Source organism: Xanthomonas sacchari (assembly GCF_040529065.1).
Taxonomy (GTDB): Bacteria; Pseudomonadota; Gammaproteobacteria; order Xanthomonadales; family Xanthomonadaceae; genus Xanthomonas_A; species Xanthomonas_A sacchari.
In genome coordinates, this window is record NZ_CP132343.1 from 1049660 (window position 1) to 1071478 (window position 21819).

Consider the following 21819-nt stretch of genomic DNA (forward strand, 5'->3'; position numbering starts at 1 on the left):
CACGCCCCCGGCCTACATGCTGGCGCGCAAGGCCGCTCATCGTCGTGTCAGGGGCTCAGGTACGGACGCACGGTGTCGCGCCACAGCGCGTAGCCGGCTGCGTTCATGTGCAGCTTGTCCGGGCCGAACAGCTCGGCGCGCGGCTGCCCGTCGGCGCCCAGCATCGGCGTGTACACGTCGACGAACTGGACCTGCTTCAGGCCGGCAGCGGCCTTGCGGATCAGCGCGTTGGCCTCGGCCATCTTCGGCATCAGCGCCGCACGCGACGGGCTGGGCTTGATCGACAGATAGACGATGCGGGTCTTGGGCAGGTCGCGGCGCACGCGGGTCACGAAGGCCACGAAATCGTCGCGCACCTGCTGCGGGCTGCGGCCGCTGTTGAGGTCGTTGTCGCCGGCGTAGAACACGATCAGGCGCGGCTTGTACGGCACCACGATGCGGTCGGCGTACCAGGTGCTGTCACGGATCTCCGAGCCGCCGAAGCCGCGGTTGAGGGTCTGCACACCGGGGAAATCGGTGGCCAGCGAGGTCCAGAAGCGGATCGAGGAACTGCCGACGAACAGCACGCCGCCGGGTTTGACCGGATGCGCGGCATCGTCCTTGGCGAAACGCGCCATGTCCTCTTCCCAGGCGGCATTGGAGACCTGGTCGGGCACGCTGGGCGGCGGGGGTGGGGTGAGCGCCAGCGCCGGCGACAGGCCCAGCAGGGACAGACTGAACAGACTCAGGGCGAGCAGCGGTGCGCGCAGCGGCGAACGGGGCATGACGCCTCCTCGAAGCAAGGGGATCGGCGATGGTGCCGCAGGCGCGACATGCAGGCAAATCCGCGGCGATGCCGGCGCCGCCGCGGGGCTTGTGGCAAAATTGCGGCCTATCCCGCTGCGCCCTTGCCCATGACCGATTCCTTCCGGCCGTCGTCGTCGCGTCCCCGTTGCCCGGGGCGGGGCTGAGCCGTGGCCGACCAGTTCGGGCATCTGCCGCGCGGGCCACGGCGCATGCTGATGGCGGCGCGTTGGTCCTGGCAGGGCTTGCGCGCCGCCTGGCTGCACGAATCCTCGTTCCGCCTGGAGGTGTGTCTGTTCCTGATCCTGGCGCCGCTGGCGCTGTGGCTGGGGCAGGGGCCGGTGCAGCAGGTGCTGATGATCGGCTCGCTGCTGCTGGTGCTGGCCGTGGAACTGCTCAATTCGGCGATCGAGGCGGTGATCGAGCGCTATGGTCCCGAGCATCACGAGCTGGCCGGCCGCGCCAAGGACATGGGCTCGGCCGCGGTGTTCGTGATGCTGGCCAACGTGGTGCTGTGCTGGGGCCTGATCCTGCTGCCGCGCCTGCTGTGATCGCCGCCCGTTTCTTCTTCCGTTAAAGGACCCGACACCATGGCCCTCGAATTTCTCGCCGATCCCAACACCTGGCTGACGCTGTTGACGCTGAGTGCGTTGGAGATCGTGCTGGGCATCGACAACCTGGTGTTCATCTCCATCGCCGTGGGCAAGCTGCCGGAAGCGCAACGCCCGGCCGCACGCAAGTTCGGCATCGCGGTGGCCTGCCTGACCCGCATCGCGCTGCTGGTGTCGCTGGCGTTCCTGGCGCGGATGCAGGGCGAACTGTTCAGCGTCGCCGGCATGGGCATCTCGATCCGCGACCTGGTCCTGATCGTCGGCGGCCTGTTCCTGCTGGTGAAGGGCACGATGGAGATCCGCGAGCTGATCACCGGCGGCGAGGACGAAGACCCCACCACCAGCAAGGCCTCGGGCGTGTTCTGGATGGTGATCGCGCAGATCGCGGTGATCGACATCGTGTTCTCGCTGGACTCGGTGATCACCGCGGTGGGCATGGCCCAGCACATCCCGGTGATGATCGCCGCGGTGCTGCTGGCGGTGGCGGTGATGCTGCTGGCGGCCAACCCGCTGGGCCGCTTCATCGACGCCAACCCGACGGTGAAGATGCTGGCGCTGGCCTTCATCCTGATGATCGGCGTGGTGCTGATCCTGGATGGCCTGGACGTGCACGTACCCAAGCCCTACATCTACGCGGCGATGGGCTTCTCGGTGCTGGTGGAGTGGCTGAACCTGCTGATGCGCCGGCGCGCCGCCGCGCACCAGGTGCCCGGCGCCGGCAAGTGGTGAGCCACCGCTGAGGTCGGCTGCGTTTTCACCGGCGGCGTGGCAAGCTGCGCGCAGTCATCTGCCGGAGTCCTCGCATGCGCCTGTTGTCCCGCTCCCTGTTCCTGGCCGCGCTGGCGGTGTTGCTGTCCGGCTGCGGCTACAACGCGATCCAACAGAAGGACCAGGCGGTCAAGGCCGGCTGGTCGCAAGTGCTGAACCAGTACAAGCGCCGTGCCGACCTGGTGCCGAACCTGGTCAACACGGTCAAGGGCTATGCCGACCAAGAGCGGCAGGTGCTGACCGATGTGACCAACGCCCGCGCCCGCGTCGGCCAGGTGCAGGTCAACGCCGACGACGCCGCCTCGTTGCAGCAGTTCCAGCAGGCACAGGGCCAGCTGTCCAGCGCGCTGTCGCGGCTGCTGGTGGTCAGCGAGAACTACCCGAACCTGAAATCCGACCAGGCGTTCCGCGACCTGCAGGCGCAGCTGGAAGGCACCGAAAACCGCATCACCGTGGCGCGCGGCCGCTACATCCAGGCGGTGCAGGACTACAACACCTACATCCTGTCGTTCCCGCAGGTGCTCACCGCCAAGATGTTCGGCTACAAGGAGAAGCCCAACTTCTCGGTGGAGAACGAGGCGCAGATCTCCGAGGCGCCGGCGGTGAACTTCGGCGGCCAGCCGGCGTCCGCGCCGCAGCAGCCGCAGCAGCCGCAGCAGCCGGCACCGGCGCACTAAGCGTCGCTACAGGCCGGCCCGACCGTGCGTTTCATCTCCGAGGCTGAGCGCGCCGCCGCAGCGACGGCGTGGTGCGGTGGCACCCGCCCTGCAGCCGGCCGTCGGCACGTCTGCGTCTGGCTGGTGCTGCTGCTGGCGCTGTTGCCGTGGCTGGCCTGGGCGCAGACCGAGGCGCCGATCCCGCCGCTGGATGCGCCGGTGGTCGACACCACCGGCACGCTGACGCCGAACCAGCGCCTGGAACTGGACCGGCAGGCGGTGCAACTGCAGCAACGCAAGGGCAGCCAACTGCAGGTGCTGGTGGTGCCCAGCACCGCCCCGGAGAGCATCGAGCAATACACCCAGCGTGTGTTCGACCAATGGAAGCTCGGCCGCAAGGGCGTGGACGACGGCGTGTTGCTGGTGGTGGCCAAGGACGACCGGCGCGTGCGCATCCAGCCCGGCTACGGGCTGGAAGGCGCGATTCCCGACGCCACCGCCAACCGCATCATCCAGGAGTACCTGGTGCCGCGCTTCCGCGCCGGCGACTACAGCGGCGGGATTGCCGAAGCGACCGCGATGCTGGTCAAGCTGATCGACGGCGAAGCGCTGCCTGCGCCGGTCAGTGCGCACGCCTCGGCGTCGCGTGGCGGCGGCTTGGGATTCGGGTTCTTCGCCGGCCTGTTCGCGGCGCTGGTCGCGCAGGTGCTGTTCGCGCGGCTGTCGCGCCCTGTGCGCGGCGTACTGAGCGGCGTGGTCGGCGGCGGCGTCGGCCTGCTGCTGAGCCTGTCTCTGTTCGTCGGTGCGCTGACCGGCGCGATCGGCCTGCTGCTGGGCCTGTTCGTCGGCATCGCGCCTGGCCGCTCGGCTGGCGGTGGCGGTTGGGGCGGCTGGGGTGGTGGCGGCTTCGGCGGTGGCTGGGGCGGCGGTGGCGGTGGTTGGGGTGGCGGCGGAGGCGGCTTCGGTGGAGGCGGCTGGGGCGGTGGGGGCGGCAGTTCCGGAGGCGGCGGCGCCTCGGGGAGCTGGTGATGCGCCTGTTCCGGCACCTGTTCGCGCCCTCGGCACAGCGGCTGTTCCCGGCGGCCAGCCTGGAACGCATCGGCGCGGCGATAGCCGAGGGCGAGCGCCTGCACAGCGGGCAGGTGATGTTCGCGGTGGAATCGGGGCTGGCACCGGCGCAGGTGCTGCGTGGCATGGCCCCGCGGCTGCGCGCCGAGCATGCGTTCGCGCAGCTGCGCACCTGGGATACCGAGGCCAACAACGGCGTGCTGATCTATCTGCTGCTGGCCGATCACCACATTGAGATCGTCGCCGACCGCGGCCTGCGCGGGCGGGTCGACGCGGCGCAGTGGCGCCAGGTCTGCGCACTGATCGAGCGCGACATGCGCGCCGGCCAGCCCGAGCAGGCGGTGATCGCCGGCGTCGGCGCAGTCTCCGCGTTGTTGGCCGCGCACTTCCCGGCGCAGCCGGGTCAGCAGGGCGAGAACGAATTGCCGAATCTGCCGCGGGTGCTGGATTGAGCGCGCCTGGAGTTCGGGCGTGTCCTGCCGGTAGATGACACGCGGCGTTGTGGCGCCGATGTGGTGGATTTCAGGGGCTTGGCTTCCGCAAGCATGCAGGGGGAATCAGAATGCGCTGCCCACCTGCTGCCGATCCGAGCCATCTACTTGGCTGGGATTTTTGCAGCGACCTTCGCCACCGACGCCTCCCGCCGTAGGAGCGGCTTCAGCCGCGACGGGCGTTCCCTGGTAAAGCCCGGTCGCGGCTGAAGCCGCTCCTACGGGAATGCGCATCGCATCCGGCTGTACATCGGTCATGCGCAGAGTCGGCGGTGGAGTCCGTGGCAGACGCGTGCGCCTGCCAGCAGATGAAGCGCCACCCCGCTGTGCCGTCCGCAATCGCGGCAAGGAGCGGAGTCGGTGGCAGACGCTTGCGCCTGCCGGCAGATGAAGCGCCACCCCGCTGCGCCATCCGCAATCGCGGCAAGGAGCGGAGTCGGTGGCAGAATAGGCGCTCTTTGCCCCCCGGCCGACGCCTGCGCATGACCTATCTCCACCAGATCGACCCCATCGCCTTCTCGCTCGGGCCGGTGAAGGTGCATTGGTACGGGCTGATGTACTTGGCCGGCTTCATCTCGGCCTGGTGGCTGGGCCGCCGCCGCATCCGTGCCGGGCGCCTGCCCGGGGTGAACGAGGATGGTTTCTCCGACCTGCTGTTCTACGCGATGCTCGGCGTGGTGCTGGGCGGGCGCATCGGCTACATGCTGTTCTACGCGCTGTCCGATTTCCTCGCCGACCCGCTGCTGATTTTCAAGGTGTGGGACGGCGGCATGAGCTTCCACGGTGGCCTGCTGGGCGTGCTGGCGGCCTGCCTGTGGTGGACGCGCAAGGCGCGCCTGCATTTCTTCGACACCGTCGACTTCATCGCGCCGCTGGTGCCGCTGGGCCTGGGCTTCGGTCGCATCGGCAATTTCGTCGGCGGCGAGTTGTGGGGCAAGTTGACCCACGCCGGCTGGGGCGTGATCTTCCCGCACGCGCCGGCGACCGACGGGGTGGCCAACGCGCCAGCGCTGGAGAGCTTGATGAGCAGCGCGCAATTGCAGCAGCAATACGCCGCCGGCATGCTCGATCGCTATGCCCGCCATCCGTCGCAGCTGTACGAAGCGGCACTGGAAGGCCTGGTGATGTTCGTGGTGCTGTGGACGTTCTCGATGAAGCCGCGCGCGCGCTATGCGGTGTCCGGCCTGTTCGCGCTGCTGTACGGCGTGTTCCGTTTCGCCGTGGAGTTCGTGCGGGTGCCGGATGCGCAGTTGGGCTACCTGGCGTTCCATTGGCTGACGCGCGGCCAGCAACTGAGCATTCCGCTGATCCTGCTGGGCGTGTTCCTGCTGTGGCGCTCGCGCAGCGCGCCGGTGCTGCAGCCGGTGCCGCCGCCGGAGGTGACCAAGTGAAGCAATACCTGGACCTGCTGCAGCACGTGCTGGAGCACGGCGCGGAGAAAGCCGACCGCACCGGCACCGGCACGCGCAGCGTGTTCGGCTGGCAGATGCGCTTCGACCTCAACGACGGCTTCCCGCTGGTCACCACCAAGAAGCTGCACCTGCGCTCGATCGTGCACGAGCTGCTGTGGTTCCTGAAGGGCGAGACCAACATCGCCTATCTCAAGGACAACAAGGTCAGCATCTGGGACGAGTGGGCCGATGCGCAGGGCGAACTCGGTCCGGTGTACGGCAAGCAGTGGCGGCGCTGGACCGGCGCCGATGGCCGCGAGATCGACCAGATGCAGTGGCTGGTGGACGAGATCAAGCGCAATCCGGATTCGCGGCGGCTGGTGATCAGCGCCTGGAACGTGGCCGAGTTGCCGCAGATGGCGCTGATGCCGTGCCACAGCCTGTTCCAGTTCTACGTGGTCGACGGCAAGCTCAGTTGCCAGCTGTACCAGCGCAGCGGCGATATCTTCCTCGGCGTGCCGTTCAACATCGCTAGCTACGCGCTGCTGACCCACATGGTGGCGCAGGCCACCGGCCTGGGTGTGGGCGATTTCGTGCATACGCTGGGCGATGCGCACCTGTACTCCAACCACTTCGAACAGGCGCGCGAGCAATTGGCGCGCACGCCGCAGCCGTTGCCGCGCCTCCGGCTGAATCCGGCGGTGACCGATCTGTTCGCCTTCACCTATGACGACATCGCCATCGAGGGCTACGACCCGCATCCGGCGATCAAGGCGCCGGTGGCGGTGTGAGTGGCGGGGAGTGGGGAATGGAGAATGGGGAATCGGAAAAGGCGGCAGTGGCGGCGGGGACGGATTTGGAGCGGTCTACGCGCCCCTCGCTGCAGTTGAGCCTGATTGCGGCGCTGGATCGGGCCAATGCGATCGGTCGCGACAACGATCTGCCGTGGCGCCTGCCGGACGATCTCAAGCGCTTCAAGGCGCTGACCCTGGGCAAGCCGGTGTTGATGGGACGCAAGACCGCGCAGTCGCTGGGGCGCGCGTTGCCCGGGCGCTTGAACCTGGTGATGACCCGTTCGGGGCAGGTGCCGTTCGCGGACATGCAGGCGGTGGCGTCGCTGCAGGCGGCGATCGACGCGGCGCGCGAAGCCGGCGCCACGGAACTGGCGGTGATCGGCGGCGGCGACATCTTCGCCCTGGCCCTGCCGTTGGCCGAGGCGCTGTACTTGACCCATGTCGACACCGTGGTCGACGGTGCCGATGCGCATTTTCCCGCGTTCGATCCGGCGCAGTGGGACGTGGTGGCGCGGCAGGCGCATCCGGTCGATGCGCGGCATGCGCTGGCCTTCGAGTTCGTGGATTACCGGCGCCAGGCTGGCGCGGTGTAAGCAGCGGCTGGCGGATACCGGCGTGCATGCCGGGATTGTCGTAGGAGCGGCTTCAGCCGCGACGCGCATTCCCGGGAACGCCTGTCGCGGCTGAAGCCGCTCCTGCAAAACCGCAACGTCTCGCGTTAGACCTATTCCTGCTCGGGCGCACACGCAGCCGGCGCCTGTCCACGGTGCGGCGCGCTGCGCCGCCGTGGGGTGCCACTGCGCGCCGCTGGCGGCGGTCCCTGCACCGGGCGGCCGGGGACCTGCACGACCTGCAGGTCCTCGCTGTCCAGGCGCAGGGCGGTGAGCTTGCCGCCCCAGACCGCGCCGGTGTCGATCGCGTGCACGCCCTGGGTGATGGTCAGGCCCAGCGTCGACCAGTGTCCGCAGACGATCTTCAGGTCGCGCTCGACCCGACCCGGCACCTCGAACCACGGGTACAGGCCCTGTGCCTGGGTGCCGGGCGTGCCCTTTTCCTCGATCGCGATGCGCCCGCGGGGGGTGCAGTAGCGGGCGCGGGTGAACAGGTTGATGATCGCGCGCGAGCGGTCGTAGCCGGTCAGGCCCGGCGACCACGCCGGGCGGTCGCCGTACATGTTGCGGAACAGCTTGCGGTAGCCGTTGCCGTGCAGTTGCTGCTCGACTTCGCGCGCGTGCTTCTCGGCCAGCGCGGTGGTCCACTTCGGCGCCAGGCCGGCGTGGATCATCATCCAGCCGAGTTGGCGGTCGGCGTGCAGCAGCTTCTGCATGCGTAGCCAGGTCAGCAGTTCGTCGCGGTCCTCGGCCAGCACGATGCGCTGCAGGTCCGGGTTGACCTTGCGCTGCTCGTCCGGGCTGCGCTCGCCGATCGCCAGCAGCGACAGGTCGTGGTTGCCCAGTACCACCACGCTGTGTTCGCGCAGCGAGTGCACCAGGCGCAGGGTCTCCAGCGACTGCCCGCCGCGGTTGACCAGGTCGCCGCAGAACCACAGCCGGTCCACCGCCGGATCGAAGCGGATCTTCTCCAGCAGTTGCTGGGTGATGTCGTAGCAACCCTGCAGGTCGCCGATCGCCCAGACCGCCATCAGTGCAGGGTCCGTGGGACGGACAGCACGAACGGGGCGATCGCGGCGATGAAGTGGGTGCCGTCGTCGGCCTCCATGTCGTAGTGGCCGCGCATCGTGCCGTGTTCGGTCTCCAGCACCAGCCCGGAGGTGTAGCGGAAATCCTCGCCCGGGCGCAGCCGCGGCTGCTCGCCGACCACGCCGTCGCCGTCTACGCGTTCGATGCGGCCGTTGCCGTCGGTGATCTCCCAGTGCCGGGCGATCAGCCGCGCGGCGACGCGGCCGCGGTTGTGGATGCGGATCGTGTAGGCGAACGTGTAGCGTCCGTCCTCCGGCGCCGATTGGTCGTCGAGGAATCGGGGCGACACTTCGACCTCGATCCGATAGGGGGCGTCATCGTTCATCCCCACAGTTTAGAGCGTGTTTTGCCGTTTGAGGCGAGATGCGTCAACGGTTGTCACTACCAGGCGGCTGACGCGTGGCAGTGGCCCTGGCTGCCGCCTGCGCGAGCCGCCCGTGCGGGCCTGTTGTTGCCGCGGGCAGTGTGCAGGAGGGCCGTCGTTCGCGGTGGCGGTCTGTGTTGTGCGGCTTGCCACGCTGCGGTGTCGAGGCGGTGCCGTCATCACCATGTCTACGGTGCAGGTCGGCGACGCCTGCGCCGGCATGCAAGGAGCGGAGCAACGCGCGCGCAGAGGTTCGCACCACGCATGCATGCGCGCGCCGCGCGCGACGTCCGCTCAGGCTTGCGCGATGTTGGCCAGGCGCACGAAGTCGGCGACCTCGAGTTGCTCGGCGCGCGCGTCCGGGCGCACGCCTGCGGCCTCGAACTGGGCGGCATCGCAGACGCCGTTCAAGGCGTTGCGCAAGGTCTTGCGGCGCTGCCCGAACGCGGCGCGGACCACGTCGGCGAAGCGCTTGGGATCGGCGATGCCCACCGTCTGCGGCGGCCGCGGCACCAGCCGCACCACCGCCGAGTCCACCTTCGGCGGCGGCCGGAACGCGCCCGGCGGCACCACGAACAGCGAGGTCACCTCGCAATACGCCTGCAGCATGACGCTGAGCCGACCGTAGACCTTGCTGCCCGGATCGGCGGCCATGCGGTCGACCACTTCCTTCTGCAGCATGAAGTGCATGTCGGCGATCGCCGCGGCGTGGTCCAGCGCATGGAACAGGATCGGCGAGGAAATGTTGTAGGGCAGGTTGCCGACCAGGCGGATGGGCGTGCCCTCGGCCAGGGCGGCGAAATCCACCGACAGCACGTCGCGGTTGATGATCGTGAGTTCGCCGACGTCGGCCGCCGCCGCGGTCAGCGGCGCGATCAGGTCGCGGTCGAACTCGATCACGGTCAGCCGGCCGTGGCGGCGCAGCAGCGGGAAGGTGATCGCGCCCTGGCCGGGACCGATCTCCACCAGGCGATCGCCCGGCTTGGGATCGACCGCGCGGACGATGCTGTCGATGTAGTGGCGGTCGCTGAGGAAGTGCTGGCCGAGGGATTTCTTGGCCGGGGCGCCGAAGCCGGAGGAGGAAGTCATGGCGGGCATTTTATCGGCATGCGCCGCGATGGCGCGCGCTGTACGTGTAGAAACGGCTACGGCCGCGACAGGGCGCGATCGGAAACGCCCGGTCGCGGCTGAAGCCGCTCCTACGCAGTCCCTCTGCGCGCGGCCAGTTGCGCGCAAAGCACAGTGGCGGCGAACAGGCTGGACGGGTCGGCCACGCCGCGGCCGGCCAGCTCCAGCGCGGTGCCGTGGTCGACCGCCACGCGTGGGTAGGGCAGGCCCAGGGTCAGGTTCACCGCCTGTTCAAAGCCGCTGTACTTGAGCACCGGCAGGCCCTGGTCGTGGTACATCGCCAGCACCGCGTCCACGCTCGCCAGCTTCTGCGGCAGGAACGCGGTATCGGCCGGCAGCGGGCCGAGCAGGCGCATGCCTTCCGCGCGCAAGGCGTCCAGCACCGGCTGCATCACTTGGATTTCCTCAAGGCCCAGGTGGCCGTCCTCGCCGGCATGCGGGTTCAGCCCCAGCACCGCAATGGTCGGCGCGGCGATGCCGAACTCGCGGCGCAAGGCGGCCTCGGTGATGCGCAGGCTGCGTTCCAGCAGGGCCGGCGTGAGCGCATCGGCGACGGCGCGCAGCGGCAGATGGGTGGTGACCAGGGCCACGCGCACGATGGCGTTGGCCAGCATCATCACCACCTCGCGGCCGGCGTGCTGGGCCAGTAGTTCGGTGGTGCCGGTGTAGGCGATGCCGCCGGCGTTGATCGCAGCCTTGTGCACCGGGCCAGTGACCATGCCGGCCAGTTCGCCGCGCAGGCAGGCATCGGCGGCCTGGGTCAGGGCGCCGATGACCGCCGCGGCATTGGCCGGTTCGGTCGCACCGAAGCGGCTGGGCACGGCATTGGCGACCGTGCGCAGGCGCAGGTCGCCAGGGGCGAGGGCGGGGCTGGATTCGGGGAGCAGCTGCAGCGGCAGCGCCAGCGCCGCCGCGGCGGCGCGCAAGGTGTCGGGATCGGCGAAGGCCAGGAGCTGGCAGTCGTGGCGCGGCTGTTGCGCCAGCCGCACGCACAGCTCCGGGCCGATCCCGCCCGGCTCGCCCGGCACCAGCGCGAGCGAGGGGCGCATGGGTCAGGGCTTGGCGGCGGGCGCCGGCGCGGGCGTGGCCGCCGGCGCAGTGGCGGCGTCGGTGTTGCCCACGCGAAGGTCGACATAGGCTTCGCCGCGCATTTCCTGCAGGAAGCGGTTGTATTCCTCTTCCAGCTTGCGGCGGCCGATGGTCTCGCGGACCTGGGCGCGCTGGGTATCGCTGGTCACGTCGGTCTGACGCTCGCCGACGCGCTGCACGATGTGCCAGCCGGCCTCGGTGCGGAACGGCTGCGATACCTGGCCGTCCTGCAGGCTCGCGACCTGGTGGCCGAAGTCCGGGCCGAACGCGTCGGCCGGGAACCAGCCCAGGTCGCCGCCCTGGCTGCGGCTGTTGGTGTCTTCCGACGCTTCCTTGGCCACGGCCTGGAAGTCGGCGCCGCCGGCGATGCGCGCACGCAGGGTCTCGATCTTGGCCTTGGCGGCCGCATCGGGTTGCGCATCGTTGACCCGGATCAGGATGTGGCGGGCGTGGTACTCGGTGACGGTCTTCTTTTCCGGATTGGCCGAGGCGTCGCGCACCTCGACCAGCTTCAGCAGCTGGAAGCCGCTGGGGCCACGCAGTGGGCCGACCACCTGGCCCGGCTTCATGTCGCGGATCAGCTGCGCGAACGCGTTGGGGATTTCATCCAGGCTGCGCCAGCCCAGGTCGCCGCCTTCCAGCGCATTGGGGCTGTCGGAGTAGCGCACCGCGGCGGCGTTGAAGTCGATCTCGCCCTTGTCGATCAGGTTCTTGACCCCGTCGATCTTGCCCTGGGCGGTCTTGATCTGCTCGGCGGTGGCGCCTTCCGGCAGGCCGACCAGGATGTGCGCCAGGTGGTACTGCGCACCGGTGGTGGCCTGCTGCGCCAGCGCTGCGTCGACTTCGGCCTCGCTGACGTTGATGCGGCTCTGCGCGAAGCTCTGGCGCAGGCGCTGCACGGTGATTTCGTCGCGCACCGAGTTGCGGAAGTCGGTGTAGGACATGCCGTCGGCGGCCAGCTTCTTGCGCAGGCCGTCCACGTCGGTGCCGTTCTGCTGGGCGATGCTGGCGATGGCGCGGTTCAGTTCGTCGTCGCCGACGCGGATGCCGGTGCTGTTGGCGCGCGCGACCTGCAGCTTGACCAGGACCAGGCGCTCCAGCACCTGCCGCTGCAGCACGTTATCCGGCGGCAGCTGCGCCTCGCGGCCGGCATACTGCGCCTTCACGTTGCGCACGGCACGATCCAGTTCGCTCTGCAGCACGACATCCTCGTCGACCACCGCGGCGATGCGGTCCAGCGGTTGGGTTTGTTGCGCGGCGGCCGGAGCGGACACGCCGGCGACCGCCATCAGAGCGGCGAGAAATACAGAAAGGGTCTTGGTCATGGAATCTGGTTCGGATCGTAAGCGTCCGGATCGGTCGTGGTGTTGCTGGGCGGGACCAAGTACAGGTCGTCGCGGTTGTAGCCGAGAATAGCACGGCGCAGAACGCGGTCCGTGTCCTGGCCCAGGGACGACAGGCCCTTGAGCACGAACTCGACCTGGAACGCGGTATCCAGCGCGCCGGTGCGGTTGCGCACGTAGCGCCGCGCCAGCGCCCGCACCGCCAGGCAGCAGCTGTCCCACTGCACGCCGAGGATGCTTTCCAGCGGCTTCTTGTCCATCAGCGAGTAGTAATGCCGGCCCACCACGCTCCAGGTCGGATTGATCGGGTACAGGAACGACACATCGGCCTGCTCCAGCAGGTCGCGGCGATAGCGGTAGGCGATGTTGACGATGCCGTCGCCCGGCATCAGATAGCGCGCGCGGAAGCTGGCCAGGTCCTTGCGCCGGTACTTGGGATCCCACTGGTAGGTGGCGCCCAGGTTCCAGCGGTCGTTGATCATGTAGTTGGCATCGGCCACCCAGGCCGACTTGCCCTGCTCGATGGTGGTGTCGCTGTTGGGCAGGCTGACCCGCGAATCGCTGAAATACAGGATCTGGCCGAGGCTGACCGACAGCTTTTCCTTGCCGTCGTCCTGGCGCAGCAGGCGCGAGCTCAACGCCATGGTCAGCTGGTTGGCGTCGTTCTGGCGGTCGGCGCCGGTGTAGCGCGAATCGCGGAACAACTGGCCCCAGCTGAAGGTGAACTCGCGGGTATCGAAGATCGGCAGGTCGTTCTGGTCGCGGTACGGGGTGTACAGGTAGAACAGCCGCGGTTCCAGGGTCTGCAGATAGTTGGTGTTGCCGATCTTGGTATCGCGGTCGAAGTAAACGCCTGCATCGACGGTGGCGATCGGCAGGCTGCGCGAGGGCGTGGTATCGCCGCCCAGCGTGGCCGCCAGATCCTTGTCGAGTTGATAGGCGGTGTAGCGCCAGGCCAGGGTCGGCTTGAGGAACCAGGCGGCGCCGGCCAGCGGCATCGAGATGTAGGGCTTGAGGTCCAAGCGGCTGCCGCCCGGGCGCGGCGTGACCACGCCGGTGCGCTCGTACAGCGCGTCCTTGGCATGGATGTCGTCGTGCACGAACCGCACCGCCTCGCTGTACAGGCCGGCTTCGAAATAGTTGCCGAACGACTGGTCCCAGTTGAAGAAGGCGCGCGGCTGGCGGTTGTACGGCAGCGCGTCCTCGGTCAGGGTGTAGTCGGTCAGCTGCCAGCGGTCGGCCATCACGCCCGCGGTCCAGGTGTCGCCCGTGCCGTAGACGCCGATCTGGCTCTGAATGTTGGACACCGCATTGCCGAGCAGGCGGTTGGAGAAATCTTCCGTGTAGCGCTCGTCGCTGACCCAGGCCAGCGAGGCGCGCGCCTGCCACTGCGAATTGATGTTGTGGTAGCCCTGGTAGCCGAACCGGCCGCGATCCTTGTCGCGCAGCTTGTCGTCGGGCAGGTAGGCGGCCTGCAGTTCACCCTTGCCGCCATCATAGAGATAGCGGAATTCGCTGCCCAGCATCAGGCCGCGGCGGGCCATGAAGCGCGGATACAGGGTGGCGTCGTAGTTCGGTGCCAGATTCAGGTAGTACGGCTGGGTGTAGTCGAAGCCGTTGCGGCTGGACATGCCGATCGCCGGGAACAGGAAGCCGCTGCTGCGGCGATCGTCGATCGGGAACTTGAACCAGGGCGCGTACAGGATCGGGACGTTGTAGACCTTGAGGATCGCGTTGCGCGCGGTGCCGAAGCCCTCGTCGTTGTCGACGTCGATTTCCGGCGCATGCAGTTCCCACACCCGCTGCGAGGGGTCGCAGGTGGTGTAGGTGGAGCGGTGCATCTGCCCCAGCGCGCCCTGCAGGTCGACCGAGTCGGCCTTGCCGTTGCCGCGGCGCGCCAGCAGCTGGTAGCGGATGTTGGTGATCTTGTGGGTATCGGTGTCCTGATTGCCCTCGGCGCGGTCGGCGATCATGCGGATCGACGAATCCTGGTAACGCACGTGGCCCTCGGCGATGTAGTTGCCGGTCTCGGTGTCCACCCGCAGGCTGTCGGTGCCCATGAACTGGTCGCCGCGCTTGAGCGCGACGTTGCCGGTGTAGTTGGGGATGGTGGTGGTGCCCGACAGCTGGTCGCCTTCGATATTGGTCGGCTGCTGGTCGCGGTTCTGCGCGAGCTTGGGATCCGGCTGCTGCGCGTCGTCGAACTTGGGCAGCACGTCCGGAGTCGGGCACAGGCCCCAGTTCGGCGGCTTTTCAGCCGCCACTGCCGGCAGGCACAGGGCGATACTGAACGGAAGAGGGAGCAGGCGAAGGGTTCGGCGCACGCGCGTCAGGTATCGGGCGAAAACGGTCGCTAGCTTGCCCCATCCTGTGCATAGGGGCAATGAAGGCGTCCCCGGGGCAGGGGACGGGGTTCATCGGGCCTGCGGGGCGCTCAGCGCAGCGCGTCGACGTGGGCGACGCTGCCCTCGCGCAGGGCCTGCAGGTCGTAGCCGCCCTCCAGCAGGGACACCACCCGGCCGCGCGCGTGCCGCTGTGCCACCGCGCGCAGCTCGGCGGTGATCCAGGCGAAGTCCTCGGTGTCCAGCATCAGGTCGGCCAGCGGATCGCGCATGTGCGCGTCGAAGCCGGCCGAGATCAGCAGCAACTGCGGCTTGAACGTATCCAGCAGCGGCAGCATCTGGTCGGCCCAGGTGTTGCGGAAGCGGAAGCCGCCGCTGCCTGGCGGCAGCAGCGCATTGTGCAGGTTGCCGACGCCGCGGTCGTGGACCCCGCCGGTATGCGGGAACAGCCCGGACTGGTGGGTGCTGAGGTACTGCACCTTCGGCTCGCGCTCGAAGATCGCCTGGGTGCCGTTGCCGTGATGCACGTCGAAATCGACGATGGCGATCCGCTCCAGGCCGTGCGCGTCGCGGGCATGCGCGGCGGCCACGGCGACGTTGTTGAACAGGCAGAAGCCCATCGCGGTGTCGGCGGTGGCGTGGTGGCCGGGCGGGCGCACCGCACAGAACGCGGTGTCGCTGACGCCGTGCATGACCGCGTCCACCGCGGCCACGCCGGCGCCGGCGGCACGCAGGGCGGCGGCGCGCGAGCCGGGCGAGAGTACCGTGTCCACGTCGAGCATCTGCGGGCCGTCGAGATCGGCCAGGACGCGGTCGATCAGGTCGCGCTCATGGACCCGGGCCAGGTCGCCGAGCTTGGCCAGCGGGGCCTCGCGCCATTCCAACGCAGGAAACGCCTCGCGCAGCGCGGTGGTCACCGCCTCCAGGCGCTGCGGACGTTCCGGGTGTTCCGGTCCGGGCGCGTGGCCAAGGCAGGCAGGATGGGTGTAGATCAGCATGCGCGGCCGCGGCCCGGGCGTTGATCAGGCCTGGCGCCGGTCGTGGCGCCACAGCACCTCGCCGTGGCCGTCGGCCCGCGCCAGCACCCGCGCCAGCACGAACAGCAGGTCGGACAGGCGGTTGAGGTAGCGCACCGCTTCCGGGCGCACCGCGTCCTGCCGCGACAGCGCCACCGTCTCGCGCTCGGCGCGGCGCACGATGGTGCGAGCCAGGTGGCAGCGCGCCGCGGCTTCGCCGCCGGCGGGCAGGATGAAGTCCTGCAGTGGCGGCAGGGTGTCGTTGTAGCGGTCCAGGTGCCGTTCCAGCGCGTCGATGTCGGCGGCATGGATCGCGGCGTGGCCGGGGATGCACAGCTCCCCGCCGAGGTCGAACAACTGGTGCTGGATCGCGGTCAGCAGCTGCCGCACGTCCTCGGCCAGTGGGCAGGCCAGGACCACGCCGATCGCCGAGTTGGCCTCGTCCACGGTGCCGTAGGCGGCGACCCGCGCCGAGTCCTTGCCGACCCGGTTGCCGTCGCCCAGGCCGGTGCTGCCGTCGTCGCCGGTGCGGGTGTAGATCTTGGAGAGGCGGTTGCCCATCCCGGTCAGTGACCGACCGGCTGGCCGCGCTGGCCCAGCCGCGCCAGTTGCTCGACGCCGACCTGGACCGCGGCGGCCAGCGCCACGTACAGGCTGGCGCTGCCCAGGTAGGGCAGCAGCCAGTCGCTGTAGTTCTGCCACCAGCCGGCCAGGGTCGGGTTCGGCACGCTGCGGCTGACCCAGTAGAAGCTGCCCTGCGCCAGCAGGTGGCACAACGCCACCGCCACCAGCAGGCTGCCGGCGGCCAGGCCCAGGGCGCGCCAGTCGGCGCCGCGGTAGCGCTGCGCCAGCCAGGCGCCGCCGGCCCACAGCACGAAGTAGGCCGGGATCAGGCACCAGTAGGCCGGCGACACGCAGTAGTGCTGCCAGAAATCCAGGCCCTGGCTGCGGATGACCAGGTAGTCGACCAGCACCGCCAGCGCCATCAGCAGCGGGAACGCCCAGCGGGTCCAGCTGCGCAGGTAGAAACCGCCGACGAAGAACACCGCCCACGACGCGTCCGGGATCGCCCCGAAGTGGTTGATGCGGGTCGCGGCCAGCAGCGCGGTCAACAGCAGCAGGGCGGGGAGGCGGTGGGCGGAAGGCGTCATGGCGGCGGGCACCGGGGCACGTAAGACCCCGGATTCTACTGGAAGCGCGGCGCGCGCGAGCGCCGTGCGCCGCTGCCGCCACGGTGCGCAAGCTGGGCGGTGGCGCTCACCGGCCAGACGGGTGCCGGTCGTATCATGGCCGGATGAGCAAACGACATGACGTAGTGATCGTCGGCGGCGGCCTGGTCGGCGCCAGCCTGGCCATCGCCCTGGACCGGCTGGGTGTGGACGTGGGCCTGGTCGAGGCCGCGCCGCCGGGCGCGTTGCCGCCGGTGTTCGACCAGCGCAACCTCAGCTTCGCCGCCGCCACGGTCAACGCGCTGAGCGCGCTCGGGGTGATGCAGCGGCTGCGCGCGCCGACCGGCCCGATCCGCCGCATCCACGTCAGTCGCGCCGGCGATTTCGGCCGGGTGCGGCTGGAGGCGGCCGACTACGGGCGAGAGGCCTTCGGCCAGGTGGTGGTCGCGCGTGACTTCGGCGAGGCGCTGGAGGCCAGCCTGGCGGCGACCACGCGGCTGACCCGCTATCGCCCGGCGGAGTTCGTGGCGCTGGAGGCCGGCACCGAGGAGGGCGAGCGCCGCCTGCGCATCGCGCGCGATGGCAGCGAGCAGGTCCTGCACACGCGTCTGCTGGTCGGCGCCGACGGCAGCGCCAGCGCGGTGCGCGAGGCCTTGGGTATCGCCGCGGCGCGCCATGATTTCCAGCAGACCCTGTTCGTGGCGCGGGTGCGCGGCAGCCGCCAGCCCGACGGCACCGCCTACGAGCGCTTCCGCGACGACGGTCCGACCGCCTTGTTGCCGCGCGGCGACCGCCATTACGGCGCGATCCACGCGGTCGCCGCCGAGGACGCGGATGCGGTGGCGGCGCTGGACGAAGGCGCCTGGCTGCAGCGGCTGCAGGACGCGCTGGGCTGGCGCGTCGGCCGCCTGCTCGGCAGTGGCGAGCGCAGTGCCTACCCGATCGTGCAGGTGCTGGCCGAGCGGCTGACCGACGCGCGCGCGGTGCTGCTGGGCAATGCCGCGCAGACCTTGCACCCGCTGGGCGCGCAGGGCTTCAACCTGGGCTTGCGCGATGCGCTGACCCTGGCCGAACTGATCGAGCGCGACGGCACCGACCCGGGCGCGCCGGCGCTGCTGCAGCAGTACGCGCAGCGTCGCGAGCAGGATCGCCAACGTACGGTGGCGTTCTCCGGCGGGCTGGCGCGGCTGACCGCCAACCCGGCCACGCTGCTGCGCCCGCTGCGCAGCCTGGGCCTGCTGGCGGCGGCGCAGGCCGCGCCGTTGCAGTCGTTCCTGGTCGGTGGCGCGATGGGCTTCCGCGGCGATGTGCCGCAGTTGTGCCGGGAGACGCGCGCATGAGCCGGCGCGGCGTGCTGGATGTGGTGGTGGTCGGCGGCGGCGTGGTCGGCGCGGCCTGTGCGCTGGCCCTGGCCGGCGAAGGCCTGGCGGTGGCGCTGGTCGAGGGCCGCGAACCGCCACGCTGGTCGGCGGACACGCCGGACCTGCGGGTCTACGCCTTCGCCCCGGACAACGCGGCGCTGCTGCAGGGCCTGGGCGTGTGGCCGCAGGTGCTGGCGCAACGCGCCAGCGCGTACCGGCGCATGCGCGTGTGGGATGCCGGCGGCGGTGGCGAACTGGCCTTCGACGCCGACACCCTGGGGCGCGACCAACTCGGCTGGATCGTCGAACACAGCCTGCTGGTCGAACAACTGTGGGCGGCGCTGCCGGCCGCCGGCGTGCAGGTGCACTGCCCGGCGCGAGTGGAGGCGCTGGAGCCCTCGACCGAACGCGCGCGCCTGCGCCTGGACGACGGCAGCCGCCTCGACGCGCGCCTGGCGATCGCCGCCGACGGTGCCGATTCCACCCTGCGCGGGCTGGCCGGGCTGGACGCGCCGGCGCACGACTACGGCCAGCGCGGCGTGGTCGCCTTCGTACAGACCGAACAACCGCACCAGGACACTGCCTGGCAGCGCTTCCTGCCGGGCGGGCCGCTGGCGTTCCTGCCGTTCGCCGACGGCCGCAGCTCGATCGTGTGGACCTTGCCCGAGGCCGAGGCGGCGCGGGTGCTGGCGCTGGACGATGCGGCCTTCGGCGCCGAGCTGACCCAGGCCTTCGGCGCCCGCCTGGGCGCGGTGCGCGCGCTGTCGCCGCGCCTGGCGTTCCCGCTGCGCCGGCAACTGGTGGAGGCCTACCAGCGCGGCCGCCTGCTGGTGCTGGGCGACGCCGCGCACGTGGTACATCCGCTGGCCGGGCAGGGCGTCAACCTGGGCCTGCGCGACGTCGCCGCGCTGGCGACGCTGGTGCGGCAGGCGCAGGCGCAGCGGGTCGACTGGGCGGCGCCGCAGCGGTTGGCACGCTGGGCGCGCGGCCGCCGCAGCGACAACACCGTGGCCGCCTACGGCTTCGATGCGATCAACCGCCTGTTCTCCAACGATGAGCTGCACCTGACCCTGCTGCGCGGTCCGCTGCTGGGCCTGGCCGGCAAGCTGCCCTTGTTGATGCACGGTTTCTGGAAGCGCGCTTCCGGCGTGTGACCGCACGCTCCGGCCGGACGCGGCGGCTGCAGATTCGACCACCCGCGTCGAGCGGCGCCCGTACCCTCATCCGCCCCTTCGGGGCACCTTCTCCCGGAGGGAGAAGGAAGCGCCAGCTTCGGCTGGTTTGCTTGAGCCCCTCTCCCTTCGGGAGAGGGGTTGGGGTGAGGGTAGGGCGCGAAGCGCAGCACGCAGGCCGCGTCCCTGCCATGGAGGACGACGATGCAAGACGCGACACAGACGCAGACCGTGGATCTGCTGATTTCCCACAGCCAGGTGCAGTTGCGCGCCCGCGCCTTCGACGAGGCCGCCTGCCGCTGGGGGCCGCGCAACCTGGAGCAGGGCGCGATCCTGCATCGCGACTACGTGGTGTTCGATCCGTTGCCCGAGGACGCGTTCGGCGCGCAGGTGCACCTGGTGCTGGCCGAGGCGTTCGCGCCCGATCCGCGTGCGCAGCGGCGCATGCAGGTGCCGTTCCGGGTGCATCCGGACGCGCGGGTGCAGGTGGCGTCCGCTGCCGAGGCCTTCGATGTGACACTGGCGCTGCAGCCTGGCGACTACGCGCTGTACTACGAAGTCTGCGAAGGCGACGACGAGGTGTATTACCGGCTCACCCTGGTGCCGGCGACGCAGCCGGTGGCGGCGCGTTATCTGCTGGACGATCCCTGGGGCGGAACGCAGGATGCGCCGCTGCAGGAAGGCATGCTGTAGCGCTCGGCAGCGCGGTGGGCGAGGCGATCGATGCGCTTGCGGCAGTTGCGCTGAAGCGGTCGAGCGACGCTCTGGGCGTCATTGCTGTCCGCGGTGTTGCCGCTTCGGAAAACAATCGCGCCGCATGCGGCGGGGAGGCCGCAGGCGGCGCGTGTGGTGGGAAGGACGCGAACCGATCGACGCGTGTGTCGCGTCACGTCGACATCCAGCCTTCCAGGTCGGCCTTGCTCAGGCGGCCGTGGTGATGCACGTCGACGGCGTCGAACTCGGCGTACAGCGTCGGGTCGGCCTTGGCTTCGGCGCGGCTGATGTAGCCGTCATGGTTGCGGTCGAGCTTGGCGAAATCGATGTGGTAGTCGCCGACGATCGAGTTCGGTTCGACCGAGGTGACATTGATGATCTGGCCGTTCTGGTGCAGGGTCACTTCGTCCGGCGCCGACTGCGCCATGGCCAGCGCCGGCGCGGCAAGCAGCGCAAACGCGAACGGGACGAGACGAGGAACGATGCGGTTCATGGCACGACTCCTGTTGCTGGGAAGGAGTCAAGAACATAGGCCTGGCCGAATTAATCGACGCTAAAAAAATCGGGCCTTCGCACGTGTGCGCCGGCGCCGTTTAGCAAGCGTTTCCAATGTGTCCTGGACTGCGATCGAATGGGTCCCGGCGTCCTTCATGGCGGCGCCGGGACGCATGTCGCTGCGGTTACAGCCAACCGGCCAGTTGCGCGCGGCTGAGGCGGCCGCTGTGGGTGGTGTCGAGTGCGTCGAACTCGTCGGCCAGCGACGGATTGGCCTGCGCTTCGCTGCGGCTGATGTAGCCGTCGTGGTCGGTGTCCAGCGCTTCGAAATCGATGCGGTAGCTGCCGGCGACGCGGTCCGGCTGGATGCTGCGCACGGTCACCTGCGCTTCGCCGGGCGTGGCCGGCAACTGCACCTGGTGGGTGACCACACCGTTGCTGAGCGGCTGCGCGCGCACGTTGACCGGCGCATCCCGCAGCGGTTCGGTAGTGGCGCTGGAGGTGCTGTTGAGATTCTGCGCCGCGGCCGGCGCGGCACAGGCGCACAGGCAGCAGAGCAGGACGAGGGAACGGCAGGACATGGACACGACGAACTCCGGTATGGCGATGGATGGCGGCCCCGGCGCTCAGCCGGGGATGAACGGAAACGCGAGCTTCAACAGGCCCTTCAGCCCGCCCTCGGCAGTGCTGGCGACGGCCTTGGCGCCGAGGCTGTTGAGGGCGCGGCGCACGTCCTCCCAGCGTAGCTTGCTCACGTCCTTCTTCAACAGGTCGGCGACCTCCTCGGCGGTGGGCGCCAGCTTCTGCAGTTCCTGCGTCACCTTCTCCGGCTCCGGCTGCAGATAGCCCCAGCGCTCGGCGATCTTCAGCAGCGTGTCGAAGCGCACCGCCATCACGTCGCGGTTGCGCTCGTACACGGGCATGGCGCCGACGTCGACGATGGCCTGTTCGAAGCGCTGCTGGTCGTCGGGGTGTTCGATGCGGATCGCCAGGAAGCCGTCCTTCTTGCTGCGCTCGCTGACGTGCTTGGCCCCGGCGCGCAGGTTGTCCTCGGTGAGCACCGTGGCGACGATGCGCTGCAGCGCCGCCTCGTTGTCCTCGGGCACCAGCGCGCGCCAGCGCGCATAGCCGTCGCGGCGCAGGCCCTTGACCTTTGCCGGGGTCACTCGCAGGCGCATCGCCACCGCGTTGTTGGAATCGCTGCGCGAGATCGCGCCGTCGCGTTCCAGCAACACGAAGATCAGCAGTTCCAGGTCGCGCTTGGTCAGCGACTGGAAGCCCTGCAACAGGGTCAGGCGCAGGAATTCGTCGGCGAAGCCGGCCGGGTTGTTCAGTTCGATCGGCTGCATGTGCGCGGCCCTCCA

General features: G+C 69.7%; 24 protein-coding genes. 11 read left to right on the forward strand and 13 right to left on the reverse strand.

The window, feature by feature from the left end; genetic code table 11:
- Window positions 1-47: 47 nt before the first annotated feature.
- Window positions 48-764 (reverse strand): SGNH/GDSL hydrolase family protein, encoded by a 717-nt coding sequence (locus RAB71_RS04495; protein ID WP_010342211.1) that lies wholly within the window; start codon window positions 762-764, stop codon window positions 48-50.
- 189 nt (window positions 765-953) lie between these two features.
- Between RAB71_RS04495 and RAB71_RS04500 the strand changes: the two genes are divergently transcribed.
- The 8 genes from RAB71_RS04500 to RAB71_RS04535 all read left to right on the forward strand — a co-directional run bounded on the left by RAB71_RS04500 (window position 954) and on the right by RAB71_RS04535 (window position 7155).
- Window positions 954-1334, forward strand: coding sequence for a diacylglycerol kinase (locus RAB71_RS04500; protein ID WP_010342212.1), 381 nt, complete (start codon window positions 954-956; stop codon window positions 1332-1334).
- Between the two features lie 39 nt (window positions 1335-1373).
- On the forward strand, window positions 1374-2123 hold the full coding sequence (locus tag RAB71_RS04505) for a TerC family protein (protein ID WP_010342213.1): 750 nt from the start codon (window positions 1374-1376) through the stop codon (window positions 2121-2123).
- Between the two features lie 74 nt (window positions 2124-2197).
- Window positions 2198-2839 carry a LemA family protein gene (locus tag RAB71_RS04510; protein WP_010342214.1) on the forward strand — a complete coding sequence of 214 codons (642 nt, stop codon included), beginning with the start codon at window positions 2198-2200 and terminating at the stop codon, window positions 2837-2839.
- A 120-nt stretch (window positions 2840-2959) separates the two neighbouring features.
- A complete protein-coding gene (locus tag RAB71_RS04515) occupies window positions 2960-3847 on the forward strand; it encodes a YgcG family protein (protein WP_234006668.1) in 888 nt (295 codons plus the stop codon).
- On the forward strand, window positions 3847-4338 hold the full coding sequence (locus tag RAB71_RS04520) for a TPM domain-containing protein (protein ID WP_010339995.1): 492 nt from the start codon (window positions 3847-3849) through the stop codon (window positions 4336-4338). Before RAB71_RS04515 ends, RAB71_RS04520 begins: the two co-directional genes overlap by 1 nt.
- 521 nt (window positions 4339-4859) lie before the next feature.
- Window positions 4860-5768, forward strand: a complete 909-nt coding sequence (gene lgt, locus RAB71_RS04525) for a prolipoprotein diacylglyceryl transferase (protein WP_010339996.1) — start codon at window positions 4860-4862, stop codon at window positions 5766-5768.
- Window positions 5765-6559: a thymidylate synthase gene (locus RAB71_RS04530; RefSeq protein WP_010339997.1), complete on the forward strand. Its 795-nt coding sequence runs from the start codon at window positions 5765-5767 to the stop codon at window positions 6557-6559. The genes lgt and RAB71_RS04530 overlap by 4 nt, the downstream gene beginning before the upstream one ends.
- An 89-nt stretch (window positions 6560-6648) precedes the next feature.
- Complete coding sequence (locus RAB71_RS04535) at window positions 6649-7155, forward strand: dihydrofolate reductase (protein WP_029561667.1); 507 nt, start codon at window positions 6649-6651, stop codon at window positions 7153-7155.
- A gap of 131 nt (window positions 7156-7286) precedes the next feature.
- Here the strand turns inward: RAB71_RS04535 and RAB71_RS04540 are convergent, their stop codons facing one another.
- The 9 genes from RAB71_RS04540 to RAB71_RS04580 form a co-directional block, all read right to left on the reverse strand.
- On the reverse strand, window positions 7287-8204 hold the full coding sequence (locus RAB71_RS04540) for a symmetrical bis(5'-nucleosyl)-tetraphosphatase (protein ID WP_010339999.1): 918 nt from the start codon (window positions 8202-8204) through the stop codon (window positions 7287-7289).
- Window positions 8204-8587, reverse strand: a complete 384-nt coding sequence (gene apaG, locus RAB71_RS04545) for a Co2+/Mg2+ efflux protein ApaG (protein ID WP_010340000.1) — start codon at window positions 8585-8587, stop codon at window positions 8204-8206. The genes RAB71_RS04540 and apaG overlap by 1 nt, the downstream gene beginning before the upstream one ends.
- A gap of 333 nt (window positions 8588-8920) precedes the next feature.
- Window positions 8921-9715: a 16S rRNA (adenine(1518)-N(6)/adenine(1519)-N(6))-dimethyltransferase RsmA gene (rsmA, locus tag RAB71_RS04550; protein WP_010340001.1), complete on the reverse strand. Its 795-nt coding sequence runs from the start codon at window positions 9713-9715 to the stop codon at window positions 8921-8923.
- A gap of 110 nt (window positions 9716-9825) precedes the next feature.
- Window positions 9826-10803 (reverse strand): 4-hydroxythreonine-4-phosphate dehydrogenase PdxA, encoded by a 978-nt coding sequence (gene pdxA / locus RAB71_RS04555; protein WP_010340002.1) that lies wholly within the window; start codon window positions 10801-10803, stop codon window positions 9826-9828.
- Between the two features lie 3 nt (window positions 10804-10806).
- Window positions 10807-12168, reverse strand: coding sequence for a peptidylprolyl isomerase (locus tag RAB71_RS04560; protein WP_029561668.1), 1362 nt, complete (start codon window positions 12166-12168; stop codon window positions 10807-10809).
- Window positions 12165-14510 carry an LPS-assembly protein LptD gene (gene lptD / locus RAB71_RS04565; protein WP_081481854.1) on the reverse strand — a complete coding sequence of 782 codons (2346 nt, stop codon included), beginning with the start codon at window positions 14508-14510 and terminating at the stop codon, window positions 12165-12167. Before lptD ends, RAB71_RS04560 begins: the two co-directional genes overlap by 4 nt.
- Window positions 14511-14620: 110 nt before the next feature.
- On the reverse strand, window positions 14621-15526 hold the full coding sequence (locus RAB71_RS04570; protein WP_010340005.1) for a histone deacetylase family protein: 906 nt from the start codon (window positions 15524-15526) through the stop codon (window positions 14621-14623).
- 24 nt (window positions 15527-15550) lie between these two features.
- Window positions 15551-16105, reverse strand: a complete 555-nt coding sequence (locus tag RAB71_RS04575; protein ID WP_010340006.1) for a cob(I)yrinic acid a,c-diamide adenosyltransferase — start codon at window positions 16103-16105, stop codon at window positions 15551-15553.
- A 5-nt stretch (window positions 16106-16110) separates the two neighbouring features.
- Window positions 16111-16695 (reverse strand): hypothetical protein, encoded by a 585-nt coding sequence (locus tag RAB71_RS04580; protein WP_010340007.1) that lies wholly within the window; start codon window positions 16693-16695, stop codon window positions 16111-16113.
- 143 nt (window positions 16696-16838) lie between these two features.
- Here RAB71_RS04580 and ubiH point away from each other — a divergent pair, with 143 nt between their 5' ends.
- From ubiH to comJ, 3 genes are all read left to right on the forward strand, one after another.
- On the forward strand, window positions 16839-18053 hold the full coding sequence (gene ubiH, locus RAB71_RS04585) for a 2-octaprenyl-6-methoxyphenyl hydroxylase (protein WP_010340008.1): 1215 nt from the start codon (window positions 16839-16841) through the stop codon (window positions 18051-18053).
- Window positions 18050-19228 carry a UbiH/UbiF family hydroxylase gene (locus tag RAB71_RS04590; RefSeq protein ID WP_010340009.1) on the forward strand — a complete coding sequence of 393 codons (1179 nt, stop codon included), beginning with the start codon at window positions 18050-18052 and terminating at the stop codon, window positions 19226-19228. The genes ubiH and RAB71_RS04590 overlap by 4 nt, the downstream gene beginning before the upstream one ends.
- Window positions 19229-19450: 222 nt before the next feature.
- On the forward strand, window positions 19451-19939 hold the full coding sequence (gene comJ / locus RAB71_RS04595; protein WP_010340010.1) for a competence protein ComJ: 489 nt from the start codon (window positions 19451-19453) through the stop codon (window positions 19937-19939).
- 193 nt (window positions 19940-20132) lie between these two features.
- Here the strand turns inward: comJ and RAB71_RS04600 are convergent, their stop codons facing one another.
- The 3 genes from RAB71_RS04600 to RAB71_RS04610 form a co-directional block, all read right to left on the reverse strand.
- Window positions 20133-20453: a hypothetical protein gene (locus RAB71_RS04600; RefSeq protein WP_010340011.1), complete on the reverse strand. Its 321-nt coding sequence runs from the start codon at window positions 20451-20453 to the stop codon at window positions 20133-20135.
- Window positions 20454-20640: 187 nt separating this feature from the next.
- On the reverse strand, window positions 20641-21036 hold the full coding sequence (locus RAB71_RS04605; protein WP_010340012.1) for a hypothetical protein: 396 nt from the start codon (window positions 21034-21036) through the stop codon (window positions 20641-20643).
- A 45-nt stretch (window positions 21037-21081) separates the two neighbouring features.
- Window positions 21082-21804, reverse strand: coding sequence for a hypothetical protein (locus RAB71_RS04610; protein ID WP_010340013.1), 723 nt, complete (start codon window positions 21802-21804; stop codon window positions 21082-21084).
- Between the last annotated feature and the right edge of the window lie 15 nt (window positions 21805-21819).

What these genes read in the sequence shown, in the direction of transcription:
- RAB71_RS04495 (WP_010342211.1), bottom strand. Translation starts at nt 764, where the DNA reads ATGCCCCGTTCGCCGCTGCGCGCACCGCTGCTCGCCCTGAGTCTGTTC.
- RAB71_RS04505 (WP_010342213.1), top strand. Translation starts at nt 1,374, where the DNA reads ATGGCCCTCGAATTTCTCGCCGATCCCAACACCTGGCTGACGCTGTTG.
- RAB71_RS04510 (WP_010342214.1), top strand. Translation starts at nt 2,198, where the DNA reads ATGCGCCTGTTGTCCCGCTCCCTGTTCCTGGCCGCGCTGGCGGTGTTG.
- RAB71_RS04520 (WP_010339995.1), top strand. Translation starts at nt 3,847, where the DNA reads ATGCGCCTGTTCCGGCACCTGTTCGCGCCCTCGGCACAGCGGCTGTTC.
- lgt (WP_010339996.1), top strand. Translation starts at nt 4,860, where the DNA reads ATGACCTATCTCCACCAGATCGACCCCATCGCCTTCTCGCTCGGGCCG.
- RAB71_RS04540 (WP_010339999.1), bottom strand. Translation starts at nt 8,204, where the DNA reads ATGGCGGTCTGGGCGATCGGCGACCTGCAGGGTTGCTACGACATCACC.
- apaG (WP_010340000.1), bottom strand. Translation starts at nt 8,587, where the DNA reads ATGAACGATGACGCCCCCTATCGGATCGAGGTCGAAGTGTCGCCCCGA.
- rsmA (WP_010340001.1), bottom strand. Translation starts at nt 9,715, where the DNA reads ATGACTTCCTCCTCCGGCTTCGGCGCCCCGGCCAAGAAATCCCTCGGC.
- pdxA (WP_010340002.1), bottom strand. Translation starts at nt 10,803, where the DNA reads ATGCGCCCCTCGCTCGCGCTGGTGCCGGGCGAGCCGGGCGGGATCGGC.
- RAB71_RS04560 (WP_029561668.1), bottom strand. Translation starts at nt 12,168, where the DNA reads ATGACCAAGACCCTTTCTGTATTTCTCGCCGCTCTGATGGCGGTCGCC.
- RAB71_RS04570 (WP_010340005.1), bottom strand. Translation starts at nt 15,526, where the DNA reads ATGCTGATCTACACCCATCCTGCCTGCCTTGGCCACGCGCCCGGACCG.
- RAB71_RS04575 (WP_010340006.1), bottom strand. Translation starts at nt 16,105, where the DNA reads ATGGGCAACCGCCTCTCCAAGATCTACACCCGCACCGGCGACGACGGC.
- RAB71_RS04580 (WP_010340007.1), bottom strand. Translation starts at nt 16,695, where the DNA reads ATGACGCCTTCCGCCCACCGCCTCCCCGCCCTGCTGCTGTTGACCGCG.
- ubiH (WP_010340008.1), top strand. Translation starts at nt 16,839, where the DNA reads ATGAGCAAACGACATGACGTAGTGATCGTCGGCGGCGGCCTGGTCGGC.
- RAB71_RS04590 (WP_010340009.1), top strand. Translation starts at nt 18,050, where the DNA reads ATGAGCCGGCGCGGCGTGCTGGATGTGGTGGTGGTCGGCGGCGGCGTG.
- comJ (WP_010340010.1), top strand. Translation starts at nt 19,451, where the DNA reads ATGCAAGACGCGACACAGACGCAGACCGTGGATCTGCTGATTTCCCAC.
- RAB71_RS04600 (WP_010340011.1), bottom strand. Translation starts at nt 20,453, where the DNA reads ATGAACCGCATCGTTCCTCGTCTCGTCCCGTTCGCGTTTGCGCTGCTT.
- RAB71_RS04605 (WP_010340012.1), bottom strand. Translation starts at nt 21,036, where the DNA reads ATGTCCTGCCGTTCCCTCGTCCTGCTCTGCTGCCTGTGCGCCTGTGCC.
- RAB71_RS04610 (WP_010340013.1), bottom strand. Translation starts at nt 21,804, where the DNA reads ATGCAGCCGATCGAACTGAACAACCCGGCCGGCTTCGCCGACGAATTC.